Genomic DNA, 16,375 nt, shown 5'->3' with positions numbered 1-16,375 from the left:
TGTCGGTGTCGAGATCGGCACCTATTGCGCTCGGTCGACCGTGCTGCTCGGTGCGGCCGCGCAGCAGACCGGCGGCGAGATCCGCGACCGGTTGGCCGCGGCCCTCGGCTCCGACGTGAACGCCGACGTCATCGACTCGCTGGAGATGCTGTACTCCGGCGCGCTGGTGCGCGCGGGCATGGGCTACGCGTCGTATGCCGAGATCGCCGAGCGGCTGGAGAAGTCGGCGCGGCTGATCCTGGCCTGACCGCCTCAGCGCCCTCCGAGGATCGCCTTCGAGGCGGTGACGGCAGGCTCGACGAGCCCGCGCAGATCGCGGCCGTCCTCGACGAACAACGCGGTCAGCTCGCGCAGTCCGCCCAACACGATCAGCGCGAGCGGACGCGATATCGGCGCCAGGTCGGCGCGCCGGAAGCCCGGGTTGCCGCTGATGTCGACGAGCATGTCGGTCAGGTGCTCCATCGCCAACCGGTGCAGCGGCTGCGCGGCGCTGCCGAGTGCCGGCGCCTCACGAATCCAGGTCAGCGTGATGGCCGGCCGCGCGGAGATGTGGTCGACGTACGCGCTCACCGCCTGGTGTATCTGGTCGCGCCAGTCGGCTTCCGGCTGGGCCGCCGCGCGGATGTTGGCGATCAGCTCCTCGTTGTTGCGGCGCAGCAGCTCGATCAGGCACTCGGCCTTGCTTCCGAACTGCTCGTAGAAGGTCCGTTTCGACGTGCGGGCGTGCCGAACGATGTCGGCGACCGTGGTGTCGCGGTACCCACGCTCGACGATCGAGGCCGCCAAACCGTCGAGGACTCGATCGCGGAAGGGGTCGTCGGCGGCGGTGTGCGCGTTGTCGTTCAGCGCTGCCGTCATCTCGCATCCCTACCCTTGCGACAAGTGGTACCAACCGGTACCGTACATCACACATCCGCGGTACATCGTAGTACCGGAATATGGCTGGGAGCGTCATGAGCGAAGTCACGGTCGTGGAGGGCACCCGAACGGTCAAGCTGCCGCCGCAACCTCCGATCCCCAAGCTGGTGCTGGGCGCCGCCTTCTCCGTCTCACGGCGGTGGACGGTCGCCCAGATCGCCCGCCGCTACGGTCCGGTGTTCACGCTGAACCTCCCGGTGTTCGGGCGTACGGTCGTCGCCGGCGACCCGCAGTTGGCCAAGCAGCTGTTCATGGCCAACCCCGACGATGTCGGCAACATCCAGCCGAATTTGTCCCGGGTGCTCGGACCGGGCTCGGTGTTCGCGCTCGACGGAGCCGAGCACCGGCGTCGCCGCCGCCTGTTGACGCCGCCGTTCCACGGCAAGAGCGTCAAGAACTACGAGCAGATCTTTGCAGAGGAGACGCTGCGCGAATCGGCGAACTGGCCTACCGGACAAGCATTTCCGACGCTCGAGCCGATGATGCGAATCACGCTGAACGCGATTCTGCGCGCGGTGTTCGGCGCAGACGGCGAGCAGCTCGATGAGCTGCGCCGGATCATCCCGCCCTGGGTGACGTTGGGCTCCCGCGTCGCGACGCTGCCGACGCCCGCGCGCACCTACGGCCGGTTCAGCCCCTGGGGCCGGCTGGCCGAGTACCGCAAGCAGTACGACGCGGTCATCGGCAGGCTGATCGACCGGGTCACGGCGGACCCGAACTTCGAGCGCCGCGACGACGTCCTCGCGCTGCTGCTGCGCAGCACCTACGAAGACGGTACCGCCATGTCGCGCAACGACATCGGCGACGAACTGCTGACCCTGCTCGCCGCCGGCCACGAGACCACCGCGTCCACCCTGGCGTGGGCGTTCGAGCGGATCACCCGGCATCCGGAGGTGCTGGCGAAGCTTGCCGACGAGGCCGCCACCGACGACAACGAATACCGGCAGGCCACCATCCTGGAAGTGCAGCGGTCAAGGACGGTGATCGACTTCGCGGGCAGGCACGTCTACTCGCCGACATTCGAACTCGGCGATTGGGTGATCCCGCAGGGATATTCGATCCTGGCCAGCATCTCGCTGATGCACGACCGGGCCGAGGAGTTCGGTGAACCCGACCGCTTCGACCCGGACCGCTTCCTGGGCAAGCGCCCGCCCCCGGCGTGGCTGCCCTTCGGCGGCGGCACCAGGCGCTGCGTCGGAGCAGTGTTCGCCAACGTCGAGATGGACGTGGTGCTGCGAACGGTGCTGCGCCAGTTCGTGATCGACACCACCGCCGCGCCGGCGGAGAAAGTCCACTCGCGCGGCGTGGCCTACACCCCGAAGGGCGGCGGCCGCGTCGTCGTGCACCGCCGCAAGACGCCGCTCGCCTAGGAGGCACCGATGACCCCGACGACCAACGCCGCCGTCGCCAAGAACGACGTCCCGGTAGCGACCGGCCAGACGCCGCCGGCGGTCCCGCTGCCCAAGTATGCCCAGATGGTGCTCATGGCGGGCTTTCGCCGGTGGTACCTCGCCACCGCCATCAAGCGGTACGGGCCGGTCTTCGCGATCAACGTGCCGTTCTTCGGGCGCAGTGTGGTCATCGCTGACCCCGCGCTGATCCGGCAGGTCTACCTCGCGAGCACCGACGACCTGATGAACGTGCAGCCGAACCTCAGCCGGATATTCGGTCCCGGTTCGGTTTTCGCGCTCGACGGTGTCGAGCACCGCAAGCGCCGCAAGCTGCTCGCCCCGCCGTTCCACGGCCAGAGCATCAAGAACTACGAGAAGACCATCGAGGAGGAGACGCTCCGCGAAACCGCGACCTGGCCGATCGGCACCGAGTTCGCCACGCTCGAACCGATGAACAGGATCACGCTGAACGTCATCCTGCGCACGGTGTTCGGTGCCGACGGCGCCGAACTCGACTACCTGCGCGAGATCATCCCGCCGTGGGCCAAGCTCGGGTCGCGCATGGCCACCCTGCCCGAACCCCCTTTCAGCACAACCAGATTCAGTCCATGGGGCCGGTTGGCGACGTTCCGCCGCAACTTCGACCATGTCGTGTTCGCGTTGATCGACAAGGCGCACGCCGATCCCGGGCTCGAAGAGCGCACCGACATCCTGGCGCTGCTGCTGCGCAGCACGTACGAGGACGGCACTCCGATGTCGCGCCAGGACGTCTCCGACGAACTGCTCACGTTGCTCGGGGCGGGTCATGAAACCACCGCATCGACGCTCGGCTGGGCGTTCGAGCGGCTGCGCCGCCATCCCGAGGTGCTGGCCGAGCTGGTCAAGGAGAACGACGAGGGCGGCAACGAGTACCGCCAGGCGTTCATCAACGAGCTGCAACGCAACCGCACCGTCATCGACTTCTCCGGACGTCACGTCGCCGCAGCGCATTTCGACGTCGGGCAGTGGCGGATCCCGCACGGTTACACGGTGATGGTGGCGCTGGCGAACATGCATGCCAACCCGGACGTCTTTCCAGACCCGGAGCGCTTCGACCCGAACCGCTTCCTGGGCAAGCGCCCGCCGATCGCCTGGGTGCCGTTCGGCGGCGGTACCCGCCGGTGCATCGGGGCGGCGTTCGCCAATGTCGAAATGGACGTCGTCCTACGAACAGTTTTGCGCCACTTCGTGATCGAAACGGATGACGCCCCCGACGAGAAGGTGCACTTCCGCGGGATCGCGTTCACCCCGAAGGACGGCGGCCGGGTCGTCGTGCGTCACCGCACTTAGGGCTACTGGCTGGCCGTCTCGCGCTTGGGCAGCTTCCACCCCGGGCGGGGGTAGTGGCAGGTGTAGCCGCTGGGATAGCGCTCCAGGTAGTCCTGATGTTCGGGTTCGGCTTCCCAGAAGTCGCCGGCCGGAGCGACTTCGGTGACGACCTTGCCCGGCCACAAACCGGAGGCGTCGACATCGGCGATGGTGTCCAGCGCGACCCGCTTCTGCTCGTCGTCGAGGTAGAAGATCGCCGAGCGGTAGCTGGTGCCGATATCGTTGCCCTGCCGGTTCTTCGTCGTCGGATCGTGGATCTGGAAGAAGAACTCCAACAGCGCCCGGTAGTCGGTCTGCGACGGGTCGTAGACGATCTCGATCGCCTCTGCGTGTCCGGGATGGTTGCGGTACGTGGCGTTCGCGTTCTGGCCGCCGGTATAGCCGACCCGCGTCGCCACCACACCCGGTTGTCTGCGAATCAGATCCTGCATGCCCCAGAAGCAACCGCCCGCCAGAATGGCCGTCTTGTGGTCCGTCATGCCTGCGTCTCCTCCGTCTGCGCTCGTGACTCCCATTGTGCCCTCGACAACGTCAGTAGAACGTGTTCTAGTTCTGGATGTGACGAGCAGCCCCTTCAGCCGCCAGGAACTCGCGGCGGCGTTCGAGGAGTTCGAGGCGACCGTCGACCGCGCCGCCCATAGCAGGAACTGGGACGCGTGGGTCGAGCACTACACGCCCGATGTGCTCTACATCGAGCATGCGGCCGGCACCATGCGCGGCCGCGAAGAGGTGCGCTCCTGGATCTGGAAGACGATGGAGACCTTTCCCGGCAGCTACATGACGGCGTTCCCGTCGCTGTGGAGAGTCTTCGACGAGCAGACCGGCCGGGTCATCTGCGAGCTGGACAACCCCATGCGCGACCCGGGTGACGGGACGATCATCAGCGCGACCAACATCTCGATCGTCACGTATGCCGGCGACGGACTGTGGAGTCGCCAGGAGGACATCTACAACCCGCTACGGTTCGTCAAGGCCACGCTCAAGTGGTGCCGCAAGGCCGCCGAACTCGGCACGCTCACCGACGAGGCCGAACAGTGGATGCGCCAGTACGGGGGAGGCAAGTGAGCAAGCTGGTCATCGGAGCCAACGGTTTCCTCGGTTCCCATGTCACCCGGCAGCTGGTCGCCGACGGGCATGACGTCCGCGCGATGGTGCGACCGAACGCCAACACGACCGGCATCGACGATCTGCAGGTGCAACGGTTCCACGGCGACATCTGGGACAACGACACGCTGCGCGCGGCCATGACCGGCGTTGACGACGTCTACTACTGCGTCGTGGACACCCGGGGTTGGCTCAAAGACCCCGCCCCGCTGTTCCACACGAACGTCGAGGGCACACGCAACGTGCTCGAGATCGCCAAGCAAGCCGGGCTGCGCCGGTTCATCTACACCAGCAGCTACGTGACAGTCGGCCGCAGGCGCGGACATGTGGCCACCGAGGACGACGTGATCGTCGACAGAAGTTTGACGCCGTACGTGCGCTCACGGGTCCAGGCCGAGGCGCTGGTGCTGCAGTACGCGCGCGAACACGGCCTGTCGGCGATTGCGATGTGCGTGTCGACGACCTATGGCAGTGGCGACTGGGGACGGACGCCGCACGGCGCGATCATCGCGGGCGCGGCGTTCGGCAAGCTGCCGTTCGTGATGAGCGGAATCGAACTCGAGGCCGTCGGTGTCGACGACGCCGCGCGCGCGATGATCCTGGCCGCCGAGCGCGGTCGGGTCGGGGAGCGCTACCTGATCTCGGAGAAGATGATCACCAACGCCGAGGTGGTACGCATCGCCGCTGAAGCGGCCGGGACGCCGGCGCCGACGAAGTCGATCCCGCTGCCCGTCTCGTACGCGATGGCCACGCTGGGCACGGTCAAGGCGCGGCTGACCGGAACCGACGAGAAGCTGTCGCTGGAATCGCTGCGGTTGATGCGCGCCGAAGCCCCGGTGGACTGCAGCAAGGCGCGCCGCGAACTCGGTTGGCAGCCAAGGCCGGTCGAGGAGTCGATCCGCGAGGCGGCCCGGTTCTGGGCGAACCTGCGAGACGCCCGACGCAAGAGCAAGGCGGGCTAGGCTTCGGCCTTCTCCTTCAGCCGCTGCAGCGTCCGGCGGATGTGTTCGGCGTTGGCGGTGTCGCGGTCCTTCACGCCCGTCACCCAGCCGGCGGGGACGCGAAACCAACCGGGCCGGCGATCCCAGGTGCTCTCGGTGACCGTGCATCCGCCGTCGGTTGCGGCGATGTCGTAGCGCCAGTGCGCGACGGGGATGACCGCGCTGCGCACGTCGAAGGCGAAGGTCCTGCCGGGTTCGGCGGCGGTCACGGTGCAGGTGGTGCTCCAGCTGCGCGACCCGTTGCGGTTATGGCCCCGGAAAACCGCGCCCGTCCGCGCCGCGTCGCCCTTACGCCACTCCATCGCGTGCGCCTCCTCGGCCAGCGAAGCCAGCGTCGGCAGATCGGTGATCAGCCGGTACACCGTCTCGGCGTCGGCGTCGGCGGCGATGGTGACTTCGGCCTGCGCGGAGGCCGGACCTGATTGGCTCATGCGGTGATCGTAGAACCGACCGGAACGGAATCCCTGACGAGCCTCGCGCGTTGGCACCTTCATGAGTGATCGACCCGTCCTCGAACCCACCGCATCGCATCCCATCACCGTCGAGCCGACGGGCAGCCACGTCACCGTCCGGGTGGACGGCGAAGTCGTCGCCGAAACAGATCGAGCGTTGACGCTGCAGGAATCCACTTACCCCGCCGTGCGGTACATCCCGCTCGACGACGTCAACGCGCAGCGACTGCGACCCAGCGACACCACGACGTACTGCCCCTTCAAGGGCGACGCCACGTACTACCACGTCGTGACCGAGGCGGGAGTGACCGTCGACGACGCCGTCTGGACCTACGTGAACCCCTATCCGGCCGTCGGTGCGATCGCCGGTCACGTCGCGTTCTATCCGGACAAAGCGGACATCACCGTCGCATAGCCTGACTCGGTGCACACGTCGGTCAGCGTCGTCTTCGACGGACCGGTCAGCCCGCGGCTGACCCTGGCCCCATTGCGTCGTGGCCGGAACGATCCCTGCTTCTTCGACGGGTCCGACGGCGCGATCTGGCGGACCACCCTGATGCGCAGCGGTCCGGTGACCGCGCGGATCACGAAATCGGCGGCCGGCAGCGTCGACTGCGAAGCGTGGGGTGCCGGTGCCGCCGAGTTCGCCGAGACGCTGCCCGCGCAACTCGGCGCGTACGACGACAGCGGCGGCTTCCGCCCCAGCGAGCCGACCATCGCCGCGGCACAGCGCCGGGTGCGGCACCTGCGGTTGGGCCGGACCGACCGCGTCCTCGAAGCCCTCATTCCCGCCGTGCTCGAACAGCGGGTCTACGGCAAGGACGCGCGTCGGGCCTGGCGCCTGCTCGTGACGAAGTACGGAGCGCCCGCGCCCGGTCCGGCACCCGCCCACATGCGGGTTCCGCCACCGGGGGAGATCTGGCGCCGCGTCCCGTCGTGGGAGTTTCACCGGGCCAACGTCGACCCCCGCCGCGCGCGCACCGTCGTCGGCTGCGCAGAACGCGCGGACTCGCTGGAACGGCTCGGAGCCCGCTCACCCGCCCATGCGCGGGCCGCGATGGCGTCGCTGCCCGGAGTCGGTGTCTGGACCGCCGCCGAGACCGCACAGCGCGCCTTCGGCGACCCCGACGCGCTGTCGGTCGGGGACTACCACCTGGCGAAGATGGTCGGGTGGAGCCTGCTCGGCCACCCGATCGACGACGCCGAGATGGTCGAGTTGCTCGAGCCGCTGCGCCCGCACCGCCACCGCGCGGTACGACTGCTGGAAGTGAGCGGTCTGGCGGTGCTGCCGCGGTTCGGCCCGCGCATGGCGATCCCGAACCTCGTCGACATGTGAGCGGGAATGTGACGCTCGCTGCGGCGTGATTACCGTCCGTGGACACCGGGTAGTCGAACGGGCGACACCGCAAAGGAGCTTTCACATGCCTAAGTCCAGCTACACAGTCCCCGGCATGACCGACAAGGACGCCGCGAAGGTCGCCGAGCTTCTGCAGAAGCAGCTGAGCCGCTACAACGATCTGCACCTGACGCTCAAGCACATCCACTGGAATGTGGTGGGCCCGAACTTCATCGGCGTGCACGAGATGATCGACCCACAGGTTGAGCTGGTGCGCGGTTATGCCGACGAGGTCGCCGAACGGATCGCCACCCTCGGGTTCTCGCCGAAGGGGACGCCGGGCGCGATCATCGAAGACCGGTCCTGGGACGACTACTCGCTCGACCGCGACACCGTGCAGGCCCACCTCGGCGCGCTCGACCTCGTTTACGACGGAATCATCGAGGACACCCGGAACAACATCGAGGAGGCCGAGGATGCCGACCCGATCACCGAGGACATGCTGATCGGCCACTCTGCCGAGCTTGAGAAGTTCCAGTGGTTCGTGCGCGCGCACCTGGAGAACGCGGGCGGTCAGCTGGCCAACAAGGGCGCCAACACCGAGAAGGCCGCCGCCAGCCAGGCGAAGAAGAAGTCTCCGGTCAAGTAGTGCAACGCGTCAGCGGTAGGCGGTGAGCCTGGCGACGATCGCCACCTCACCGCCGGGGCCGACGGCTTTGGCCTCAGCGACGCCCGTGCTGCGCCCGACGCGCAAAGTCGTTCCGGCATAACGTGATTCGATACCGCCATGGAACGGCCGCATGAAGTTGACATGCAGCGACGACGTCCGCAGCGGCGCCTCGGTCCGGTCGGCGTTCAGGGCCGCTGACGCCACCAGTTCCAGCGCCATGGCCGAGACGCCCCCGTGCACGATGCCGATGAGGTTGTTGAGCACCGGATCCTCGTCCTGCAACAGAACCGGTCCCGCGCCGGCGGACTCGGCGATCCGCACGGCCATCCGCTCGCCGAGCGTGCCCGGTGGCGGCGGCCCGGTCGGGCCGTCGGGAAACGGCGGCACGTCGCCGGGGGTGCGGATGTAGAACGAGCGCACGGTCGCGGTGGCGAGCAGATTGCCCCGGTGGGCGAGCTCGCACGTCGCCAGCGAAACGTCGCCCTTGTTGCCGAACGGCCGCGCCGTCGCCACCACCGGTACATCCGCTGCGGCGGCGACGATCTCAGCGGTGTCCGGGTCGGCCTCGAGCGACAACTCGCTGGACACGGTCCACTCGCCGGCCCCGCGCCGCCGATGGTTGACCAGACCGCAGGCGTGGTCGACGAGCAACGCCAGCGGAGCGATGGTCGGCGCGCCGGTCAGGGGATTGACCATTCCGCCGACCGGTATCGAGGCCACGCACTCGTGCGGCTCGTCCTGCGACGTCACGACGCCGAACCGGCCCAGGGGAGTGTTCAGCGGGTGTGACATCGGGATACAGCGTGGCCGACGGACGTTGGTCCGGTACCCCTGCGGGGTATATGACAATCGTCACGCAGGGTCATGATCTAGGCGACGGGTTCCCTAAGAATCTGACCAGTCTTTCAGCAAAGTCCGTCGCGCGTGCCTGCGCTGGTCACCGCAGCCACCTGCGCGTACAGCAAACGGATATCGCCGTTGCCCACCCCGTGTGACCGACGACGCAGCCCCGCGACCCACCGTCAGATCGACCGGAATCTCAACGCGCACAATGGGTTTCGTCAATATGCGCGCCAGGCCCCGCGCGACCCCTCATCGCCCGCCGGCCAGCGGGGTTAGGTATTGCTAAGTTGGCATGTCACCCGGTGTTTGACATATCGTTTTCTCCTCGAGGCAAGTGGGAAAAGGCCGGCGTTCGATGCTGCACGAAGGCACTCCATGGCCGGACCGGCGAAATGCCGTGTTCTACGGCTGTAAGGCAGAAGCTTTGTAGTACGTGCAGAAAAGGGTAGGTGGGAATGGCGCCCCAGATTCAAGGGCTGTACAACCCCGCGTTCGAGCATGACGCATGTGGTGTGGCCATGGTGGCCGACATGCACGGCCGTCGCAGCCGCGACATCGTCGACAAGGCCATCACCGCCCTGGTGAACCTCGAGCACCGCGGCGCTCAGGGTGCCGAGCCCAACACCGGCGACGGCGCGGGAATCATGCTCCAGGTTCCCGACGAGTTTCTTCGCGCGGTTGTCGACTTCGACCTGCCGGAACCCGGCACCTACGCCACCGGCATCGCGTTCCTCCCCCAGTCGTCAAAGGATGCGTCGAACGCCTGCGAGGCCGTCGAGAAGATCGCCGAGGCCGAAGGGCTGCAGGTGCTGGGCTGGCGCGAGGTGCCGATCGACGATTCGGCGCTGGGCGCGCTGGCCCGCGATGCGATGCCGACGTTCCGCCAGCTGTTCCTCGCCGGTGCATCGGGGATGGAACTGGAGCGACGGGCCTACGTGGTGCGCAAGCGCGCCGAACACGAGCTCGGCACCAAGGGTCCCGGCCAGGACGGTCCGGGCCGCGAAACCGTCTACTTCCCAAGCCTTTCCGGTCAGACCTTCGTCTACAAGGGCATGCTGACCACGCCGCAGCTCAAGGCGTTCTACCTCGACCTGCAGGATGATCGGCTGACCAGCGCCCTGGGCATCGTGCATTCGCGCTTCTCGACGAACACGTTCCCGTCCTGGCCGCTGGCTCATCCGTTCCGGCGCATCGCCCACAACGGCGAGATCAACACCGTCAACGGCAACGAGAACTGGATGCGGGCGCGCGAGGCGCTGATCAGCACCGACGTGTTCGGAACGGACCAGGACCTCGACAAGATCACCCCGGTGTGCACCCCGGGAGCGTCCGACACCGCGCGGTTCGACGAGGTTCTCGAGCTGCTGCATCTCGGTGGCCGCAGCCTGCCGCACGCGGTGCTGATGATGATCCCGGAGGCCTGGGAGCGCCACGACACGATGGACCCCGCGCGGCGGGCGTTCTACCGGTACCACGCGTCGTTGATGGAGCCGTGGGACGGCCCGGCGTCGATGACGTTCACCGACGGGACCGTGATCGGCGCCGTGCTGGACCGCAACGGTCTGCGCCCGTCGCGCATCTGGGTCACCGACGACGGTCTGGTCGTGATGGCATCGGAAGCCGGTGTCCTCGACCTCGATCCATCGACCGTGGTGAAGAAGATGCGCCTGCAACCCGGCCGCATGTTCCTGGTCGACACGTCCAAGGGCCGCATCGTCGACGACGAGGAGATCAAGGCCGAGCTGGCCGCCGAACAGCCGTATCAGGAGTGGCTGGATGCGGGTCTGTTCGACCTCGACGAGCTGCCGCCCGGCGATTACGTGCGCATGCCGCACCACCGAGTCGTGCTGCGCCAGCAGATCTTCGGGTACACCTACGAGGAACTCAACATGCTGGTGGCGCCGATGGCGCGCACCGGCGCCGAGGCGCTCGGCTCGATGGGCACCGACACCCCGATCGCGGTGCTCTCCGCGCGGCCGCGGATGCTCTACGACTACTTCCAGCAGCTGTTCGCGCAGGTGACCAACCCACCGCTGGACGCCATCCGCGAAGAGGTGGTGACCAGCCTGCAGGGCACCCTCGGGCCCGAAGGCGACCTGCTGAACCCGACGCCGGAGTCGTGCCGTCAGATCGTGCTGCCGCAGCCGATCCTGCGCAACGCCGAGCTGTCGAAACTCATGTGCGTCGACCCCGACCACGAGATCCGCGGCCACAAGCACGGTATGCGCGCCGCGGTGATCCGCTGCCTGTACCCGGTCAACCGCGGCGGACAGGGCCTCAAGGAGGCGCTGGACAACGTGCGGGCCAAGGTGTCGACCGCGATCCGCGAGGGCGCGCGCATCATCGTGCTGTCCGACCGCGAGTCGAACGAGCAGATGGCGCCGATTCCGTCGCTGCTGTCGGTGTCGGCCGTGCACCACCATCTGGTCCGCGAGCGCACCCGCACCAAGGTCGGTCTCGTGGTCGAGGCCGGCGACGCCCGCGAGGTGCACCACATGGCCATGCTGTGCGGCTTCGGCGCGGCCGCGATCAACCCCTACATGGCGTTCGAGTCGATCGAGGACATGGTCGACCGCGGCGTCATCTCCGGGATCTCGAGCGACCAGGCCAAGGCGAACTACGTCAAGGCCGCGGGCAAGGGCGTGCTCAAGGTGATGTCCAAGATGGGCATCTCCACGCTCGCGTCCTACACCGGCGCGCAGCTGTTCCAGGCGATCGGCATCAGCCAGCATGTCCTCGACGACTACTTCACCGGGTTGACGTGCCCGGTCGGCGGTATCGAACTCGACGACATCGCCGACGACGTCGCGGCGCGGCACGCGTTGGCGTATCTCGACCGCCCCGACGAGTGGGCGCACCGCGAACTCGAGGTCGGCGGCGAATACCAGTGGCGCCGTGAGGGCGAGTACCACCTGTTCAACCCGGACACGGTCTTCAAGCTGCAGCACTCCACGCGCACCGGCCAGTACTCGATCTTCAAGGAGTACACCCAGCTCGTCGACGATCAGAGCGAGCGGATGGCTTCGCTGCGCGGGCTCCTCAAGTTCCGTGACGGCATACGCACGCCCGTCCCTCTCGAAGAGGTCGAGCCGGCAAGCGAGATCGTCAAGCGGTTCTCCACCGGTGCGATGAGTTACGGCTCCATCTCGGCCGAGGCACACGAGACACTGGCGATTGCGATGAACCGCCTTGGCGGACGGTCGAACTCGGGCGAGGGTGGCGAGGCCGTCACGCGCTTCGAACGCGACGAGAACGGCGACTGGCGGCGCAGCGCCATCAAGCAGGTGGCGTCCGGTCGGTTCGGCGTCACCAGCCACTATCTGAGCAACTGCACCGACATCCAGATCAAGATGGCCCAGGGCGCGAAACCCGGTGAGGGCGGTCAGCTTCCGGGTGGCAAGGTGTACCCGTGGGTCGCCGAGGTCCGGCACTCGACGCCGGGCGTGGGGCTGATCTCGCCGCCGCCGCACCACGACATCTACTCGATCGAGGATCTGGCACAGCTGATCCACGACCTGAAGAACTCGAACCCGCAGGCCCGCGTGCACGTCAAGCTGGTGAGCGAGAACGGCGTCGGCACCGTGGCCGCAGGCGTGTCGAAGGCGCATGCCGACGTGGTACTGATCTCCGGTCACGACGGCGGCACCGGCGCGACGCCGCTGACGTCGATGAAGCACGCTGGCGCCCCGTGGGAGCTCGGCCTGGCCGAGACCCAGCAGACGTTGCTGCTCAACGGTCTTCGGGACCGGATCGTCGTGCAGGTCGACGGCCAGCTCAAGACCGGCCGCGATGTCGTGATCGCCGCGCTGCTGGGCGCCGAGGAGTTCGGCTTCGCCACCGCCCCACTGGTGGTCTCGGGCTGCATCATGATGCGCGTGTGCCACCTCGACACCTGCCCCGTCGGCGTGGCGACCCAGAACCCGGTGTTGCGCCAGCGGTTCACCGGCAAGCCGGAGTTCGTCGAGAACTTCTTCATGTTCATCGCCGAAGAAGTCCGGGAGCTCATGGCGCAGTTGGGCTTCCGCACCGTCAACGAGATGGTCGGCCAGGTCGGCGCCCTGGACACCACCAAGGCCGCCGAACACTGGAAGGCCTACAAGCTGGACCTGGCACCGGTGCTGCACGAGCCCGAGTCCGCGTTCATGAACCAGGACCTGTACTGCAGTTCGCGGCAGGACCACGGACTCGACAAGGCGCTCGACCAGCAGCTGATCGTGATGTGCCGCGAAGCGCTGGATGGCGGTGCGCCCGTCCGGTTCTCGACGACCATCGCGAACGTCAACCGCACCGTCGGCACCATGCTCGGCCACGAGGTGACGAAAGCCTATGGCGGACAGGGACTCCCGGACGGAACCATCGACATCACGTTCGACGGCTCGGCGGGCAACAGCTTCGGCGCGTTCGTGCCCCGGGGCATCACGTTGCGCGTGTACGGCGACGCCAACGACTACGTCGGCAAGGGGCTGTCGGGCGGCCGTATCGTCGTGCGCCCGGCGGACACCGCGCCGGAAGGCTATGTCGCCGAGGACAACATCATCGCGGGCAACGTGATCCTGTTCGGTGCGACCAGCGGGCAGGCGTTCATCCGCGGTCAGGTCGGTGAGCGGTTCGCGGTGCGCAACTCCGGTGCACACGCGGTCGTGGAAGGCGTGGGCGACCACGGTTGCGAGTACATGACCGGCGGCAAGATCGCGATCCTCGGACCGACGGGCCGCAACTTCGCCGCGGGCATGTCCGGCGGCATCGCCTACGTGTACGACCCGGAGGGGGCGCTGCCGGGCAACCTCAACGCCGAGATGGTGGAACTCGAGGAACTCGACGAGGAGGACCTCGAGTGGTTGGCGGGCATGATCCAGGCCCACGTGGATGCGACCGATTCCGCAGTCGGAACACGGATTCTGAATGACTGGGACAACAACGTGAAGCACTTCACCAAGGTGATGCCCCGCGACTTCAAGCGGGTCCTGGAGGCGATCGCGGCGGCCGAACAGGCCGGTGCCGACGTCGATGAGGCGATCATGGCGGCCGCCAGTGGCTGATCCACGCGGCTTCCTCAAGTACACCCATCGCGAGACGCCGCAGCGGCGGCCCGTGCCGATTCGCCTGCGCGACTGGAAAGAGGTCTACGAGGACTTCTCCCAAGAGACGTTGCGCGAGCAGGCGACCCGTTGCATGGACTGCGGAATTCCGTTCTGCCACAACGGTTGTCCGCTCGGGAACCTGATCCCGGAGTGGAACGACCTGGTCCGCAACGACCGCTGGCGCGACGCGATCGAGCGACTCCACGCGACGAACAACTTCCCCGAGTTCACCGGCCGGCTCTGCCCGGCGCCGTGTGAAGGCTCATGCGTGCTCGGCATCAACCAGGATCCCGTCACGATCAAGCAGATCGAGGTCGAGATCATCGACCGGGCGTTCGAAGAGGGTTGGGTGACACCTCGGCCGCCCGACGTCAAGACGGGCAAGAAGGTCGCCGTCGTCGGCTCCGGGCCCGCCGGACTGGCCGCCGCCCAGCAGCTCACCCGCGCCGGGCACGACGTCACGCTGTTCGAGCGCGACGACCGCATCGGCGGCCTGCTGCGCTACGGCATCCCCGAGTTCAAGATGGAGAAGCGCCACATCGACCGTCGTCTGGAGCAGATGGCGGCCGAGGGCACCGAGTTTCGCACAGGCGTCAACGTCGGCGTCGACATCACCGCTGCGCAGCTTCGCAAGGACTTCGACGCCGTCGTGCTGGCCGGCGGGGCGACCGAGCGACGCGACCTGCCGATCCCCGGGCGAGACCTCGACGGCATCCACCAGGCGATGGAGTACCTGCCGTGGGCCAACCGCGTGCAGTTCGGTGACCCCGTCACCGATGCCGACGGCCTGCCGCCGATCCACGCGAAGGGCAAGAACGTCATCATCATCGGCGGCGGGGACACCGGCGCCGACTGCCTGGGCACCGCTCACCGCCAGGGTGCCGCCAGCGTGCACCAGTTCGAGATCATGCCGCGCCCGCCGGAGACGCGCGCCGACTCGACTCCGTGGCCGGTCTACCCGCTGATGTTCCGGGTCTCCTCCGCTCACGAGGAGGGCGGCGAGCGCGTCTACTCGGTCAACACCGAGGAGTTCGTGGGCAGCGAGGGCAAGGTCACCGGTCTGCGTGGGCACGAGGTCATGATGAAGGCGGGCAAGTTCGAGAAGGTCGACGGCAGCGAGTTCGAGATGGACGCCGATCTGGTGTTGCTCGCGATGGGCTTCACTGGGCCGGAGCGCGAAGGCCTGCTGACCGACCTGCACGTGGACATCAACGAGCGGGGCAACGTCTCGCGCGACGCGGACTTCAGCACGTCGGTGCCCGGCGTGTTCGTCGCCGGCGACATGGGCCGGGGCCAGTCGCTGATCGTGTGGGCCATCGCCGAGGGGCGCGCCGCGGCCGCCGGCGTGGACCGCTACCTGATGGGGCACTCGGCGCTGCCGGCGCCGATCAAGCCGACTGCCGTCCCGCAGCGCTAGCCGCACACCGCGACACGCCGGGCAATAAGCCGGTTTCGCGTCCGGACGCGGGAGAGTGGTGCGGTGATCGGCCGCAACGGAATCGGCCGCGCCGGGTTGGAGTTCAACCGGCGCAGCTTCATCGCGGCCCTGTCCGTCGCGACGGTCGGCGCCATCGGGTTGAGTCGCTGCAGCACCGGCGACCAACCGCACGTGGCGGGCGCGGCGGCGACGCAGCCACCGGCACCGGCGGTCGGGCCGGCCGGCCTGTTGCCGCCGCCGCCGAAGTCGGCGCGGTTCGCCCTGCCGGGCGGCGGGGTGCTGAGCAGTCTGCCGGGCGACGGCAATCTGCTGGCGCTCACCGTCGACGACGGGGTGAGCAGCGACGTCGTGCGGGCCTACACGCAGTTCGCCAAGGACACCGGGATCCGGCTGACCTACTTCGTCAACGGCTGCTACCGGTCCTGGACCGAGCACGCCGATCTGGTGCGACCCCTGGTCGACGACGGCCAGATCCAGCTGGGCAACCACACGTGGTCACACCCGGACCTCGCCAAGCTCTCGCTGGTCGACGTGGCGGAGCAGTTACGCCGCAACCACGAATTCATCTGGAAGACATACGGAGTCGACGCGCGGCCGTTCTTCCGGCCGCCCTACGGCGCCCGCAGCCCGCACGTCGACAAGGTGTCGCGCGAGCTCGGCTACACCATCGACACGTTGTGGTCGGGCGACCTCAAGGACCACGTGTGGATTCCGCCGGGCGAAGTCGTCAAGATGGCCGACCGCGCCTTCACTCCACAGTCCATCGTGATCGG

At 67.7% G+C, this 16,375-nt stretch carries 14 protein-coding genes and 1 pseudogene; 11 read left to right on the top strand and 4 right to left on the bottom strand.

Translation table 11 applies throughout. The features are described from left to right. A pseudogene (locus A5663_RS01110) lies at positions 1–247 on the top strand (TetR/AcrR family transcriptional regulator); the annotation flags it as partial. A 5-nt stretch (positions 248–252) separates the two neighbouring features. On the opposite strand, the gene A5663_RS01105 reads toward A5663_RS01110, so the two are convergent. Then, on the bottom strand, positions 253–858 hold the full coding sequence (locus A5663_RS01105) for a TetR/AcrR family transcriptional regulator (protein WP_068143065.1): 606 nt from the start codon (positions 856–858) through the stop codon (positions 253–255). 95 nt (positions 859–953) lie between these two features. Between A5663_RS01105 and A5663_RS01100 the strand changes: the two genes are divergently transcribed. Together A5663_RS01100 and A5663_RS01095 are read left to right on the top strand one after the other, a co-directional pair. After that, positions 954–2,288 carry a cytochrome P450 gene (locus tag A5663_RS01100; protein ID WP_068143064.1) on the top strand — a complete coding sequence of 445 codons (1,335 nt, stop codon included), beginning with the start codon at positions 954–956 and terminating at the stop codon, positions 2,286–2,288. Positions 2,289–2,297: 9 nt separating this feature from the next. Next, positions 2,298–3,638: a cytochrome P450 gene (locus A5663_RS01095; protein WP_068143063.1), complete on the top strand. Its 1,341-nt coding sequence runs from the start codon at positions 2,298–2,300 to the stop codon at positions 3,636–3,638. A gap of 2 nt (positions 3,639–3,640) precedes the next feature. Here A5663_RS01095 and msrA read toward each other — a convergent pair whose 3' ends face one another. Next, positions 3,641–4,156, bottom strand: coding sequence for a peptide-methionine (S)-S-oxide reductase MsrA (gene msrA / locus A5663_RS01090; protein ID WP_068143067.1), 516 nt, complete (start codon positions 4,154–4,156; stop codon positions 3,641–3,643). Between the two features lie 79 nt (positions 4,157–4,235). Between msrA and A5663_RS01085 the strand changes: the two genes are divergently transcribed. Together A5663_RS01085 and A5663_RS01080 are read left to right on the top strand one after the other, a co-directional pair. Then, positions 4,236–4,742 carry a nuclear transport factor 2 family protein gene (locus tag A5663_RS01085; RefSeq protein ID WP_068143062.1) on the top strand — a complete coding sequence of 169 codons (507 nt, stop codon included), beginning with the start codon at positions 4,236–4,238 and terminating at the stop codon, positions 4,740–4,742. After that, positions 4,739–5,743: an NAD-dependent epimerase/dehydratase family protein gene (locus A5663_RS01080; protein WP_068143061.1), complete on the top strand. Its 1,005-nt coding sequence runs from the start codon at positions 4,739–4,741 to the stop codon at positions 5,741–5,743. The genes A5663_RS01085 and A5663_RS01080 overlap by 4 nt, the downstream gene beginning before the upstream one ends. On the opposite strand, the gene A5663_RS01075 is transcribed toward A5663_RS01080, so the two are convergent. Then, positions 5,740–6,213, bottom strand: coding sequence for an SRPBCC family protein (locus A5663_RS01075; RefSeq protein WP_068143066.1), 474 nt, complete (start codon positions 6,211–6,213; stop codon positions 5,740–5,742). The two genes, A5663_RS01080 and A5663_RS01075, sit on opposite strands and share 4 nt — an antisense overlap. 61 nt (positions 6,214–6,274) lie before the next feature. On the opposite strand from A5663_RS01075, the gene A5663_RS01070 reads away from it, so the two are divergent. The 3 genes from A5663_RS01070 (at position 6,275) to A5663_RS01060 (ending at position 8,219) form a co-directional block, all read left to right on the top strand. Then, a complete protein-coding gene (locus A5663_RS01070) occupies positions 6,275–6,649 on the top strand; it encodes a DUF427 domain-containing protein (RefSeq protein WP_068143060.1) in 375 nt (124 codons plus the stop codon). Positions 6,650–6,658: 9 nt separating this feature from the next. Continuing rightward, positions 6,659–7,570 (top strand): DNA-3-methyladenine glycosylase, encoded by a 912-nt coding sequence (locus tag A5663_RS01065; protein ID WP_068143059.1) that lies wholly within the window; start codon positions 6,659–6,661, stop codon positions 7,568–7,570. A gap of 85 nt (positions 7,571–7,655) precedes the next feature. Further along, positions 7,656–8,219, top strand: a complete 564-nt coding sequence (locus A5663_RS01060; protein ID WP_068143058.1) for a Dps family protein — start codon at positions 7,656–7,658, stop codon at positions 8,217–8,219. A gap of 9 nt (positions 8,220–8,228) precedes the next feature. Here A5663_RS01060 and A5663_RS01055 read toward each other — a convergent pair whose 3' ends face one another. Then, complete coding sequence (locus A5663_RS01055; protein WP_068143057.1) at positions 8,229–9,032, bottom strand: PaaI family thioesterase; 804 nt, start codon at positions 9,030–9,032, stop codon at positions 8,229–8,231. Positions 9,033–9,538: 506 nt separating this feature from the next. Here A5663_RS01055 and gltB point away from each other — a divergent pair. From gltB to A5663_RS01040, 3 genes are all read left to right on the top strand, one after another. Then, positions 9,539–14,122, top strand: coding sequence for a glutamate synthase large subunit (gltB, locus tag A5663_RS01050; RefSeq protein WP_068143056.1), 4,584 nt, complete (start codon positions 9,539–9,541; stop codon positions 14,120–14,122). Beyond that, positions 14,115–15,581, top strand: a complete 1,467-nt coding sequence (locus A5663_RS01045) for a glutamate synthase subunit beta (protein ID WP_068143055.1) — start codon at positions 14,115–14,117, stop codon at positions 15,579–15,581. Before gltB ends, A5663_RS01045 begins: the two co-directional genes overlap by 8 nt. A gap of 63 nt (positions 15,582–15,644) precedes the next feature. After that, a partial coding sequence (locus tag A5663_RS01040) for a polysaccharide deacetylase family protein (protein ID WP_068143054.1) occupies positions 15,645–16,375 on the top strand: 731 nt, incomplete at its 3' end.

The sequence above is a fragment of the Mycobacterium sp. E740 genome (assembly GCF_001672895.1).
Lineage (GTDB): Bacteria > Actinomycetota > Actinomycetes > Mycobacteriales > Mycobacteriaceae > Mycobacterium.
This window is presented reverse-complemented; position numbering and strand designations above follow the sequence as displayed.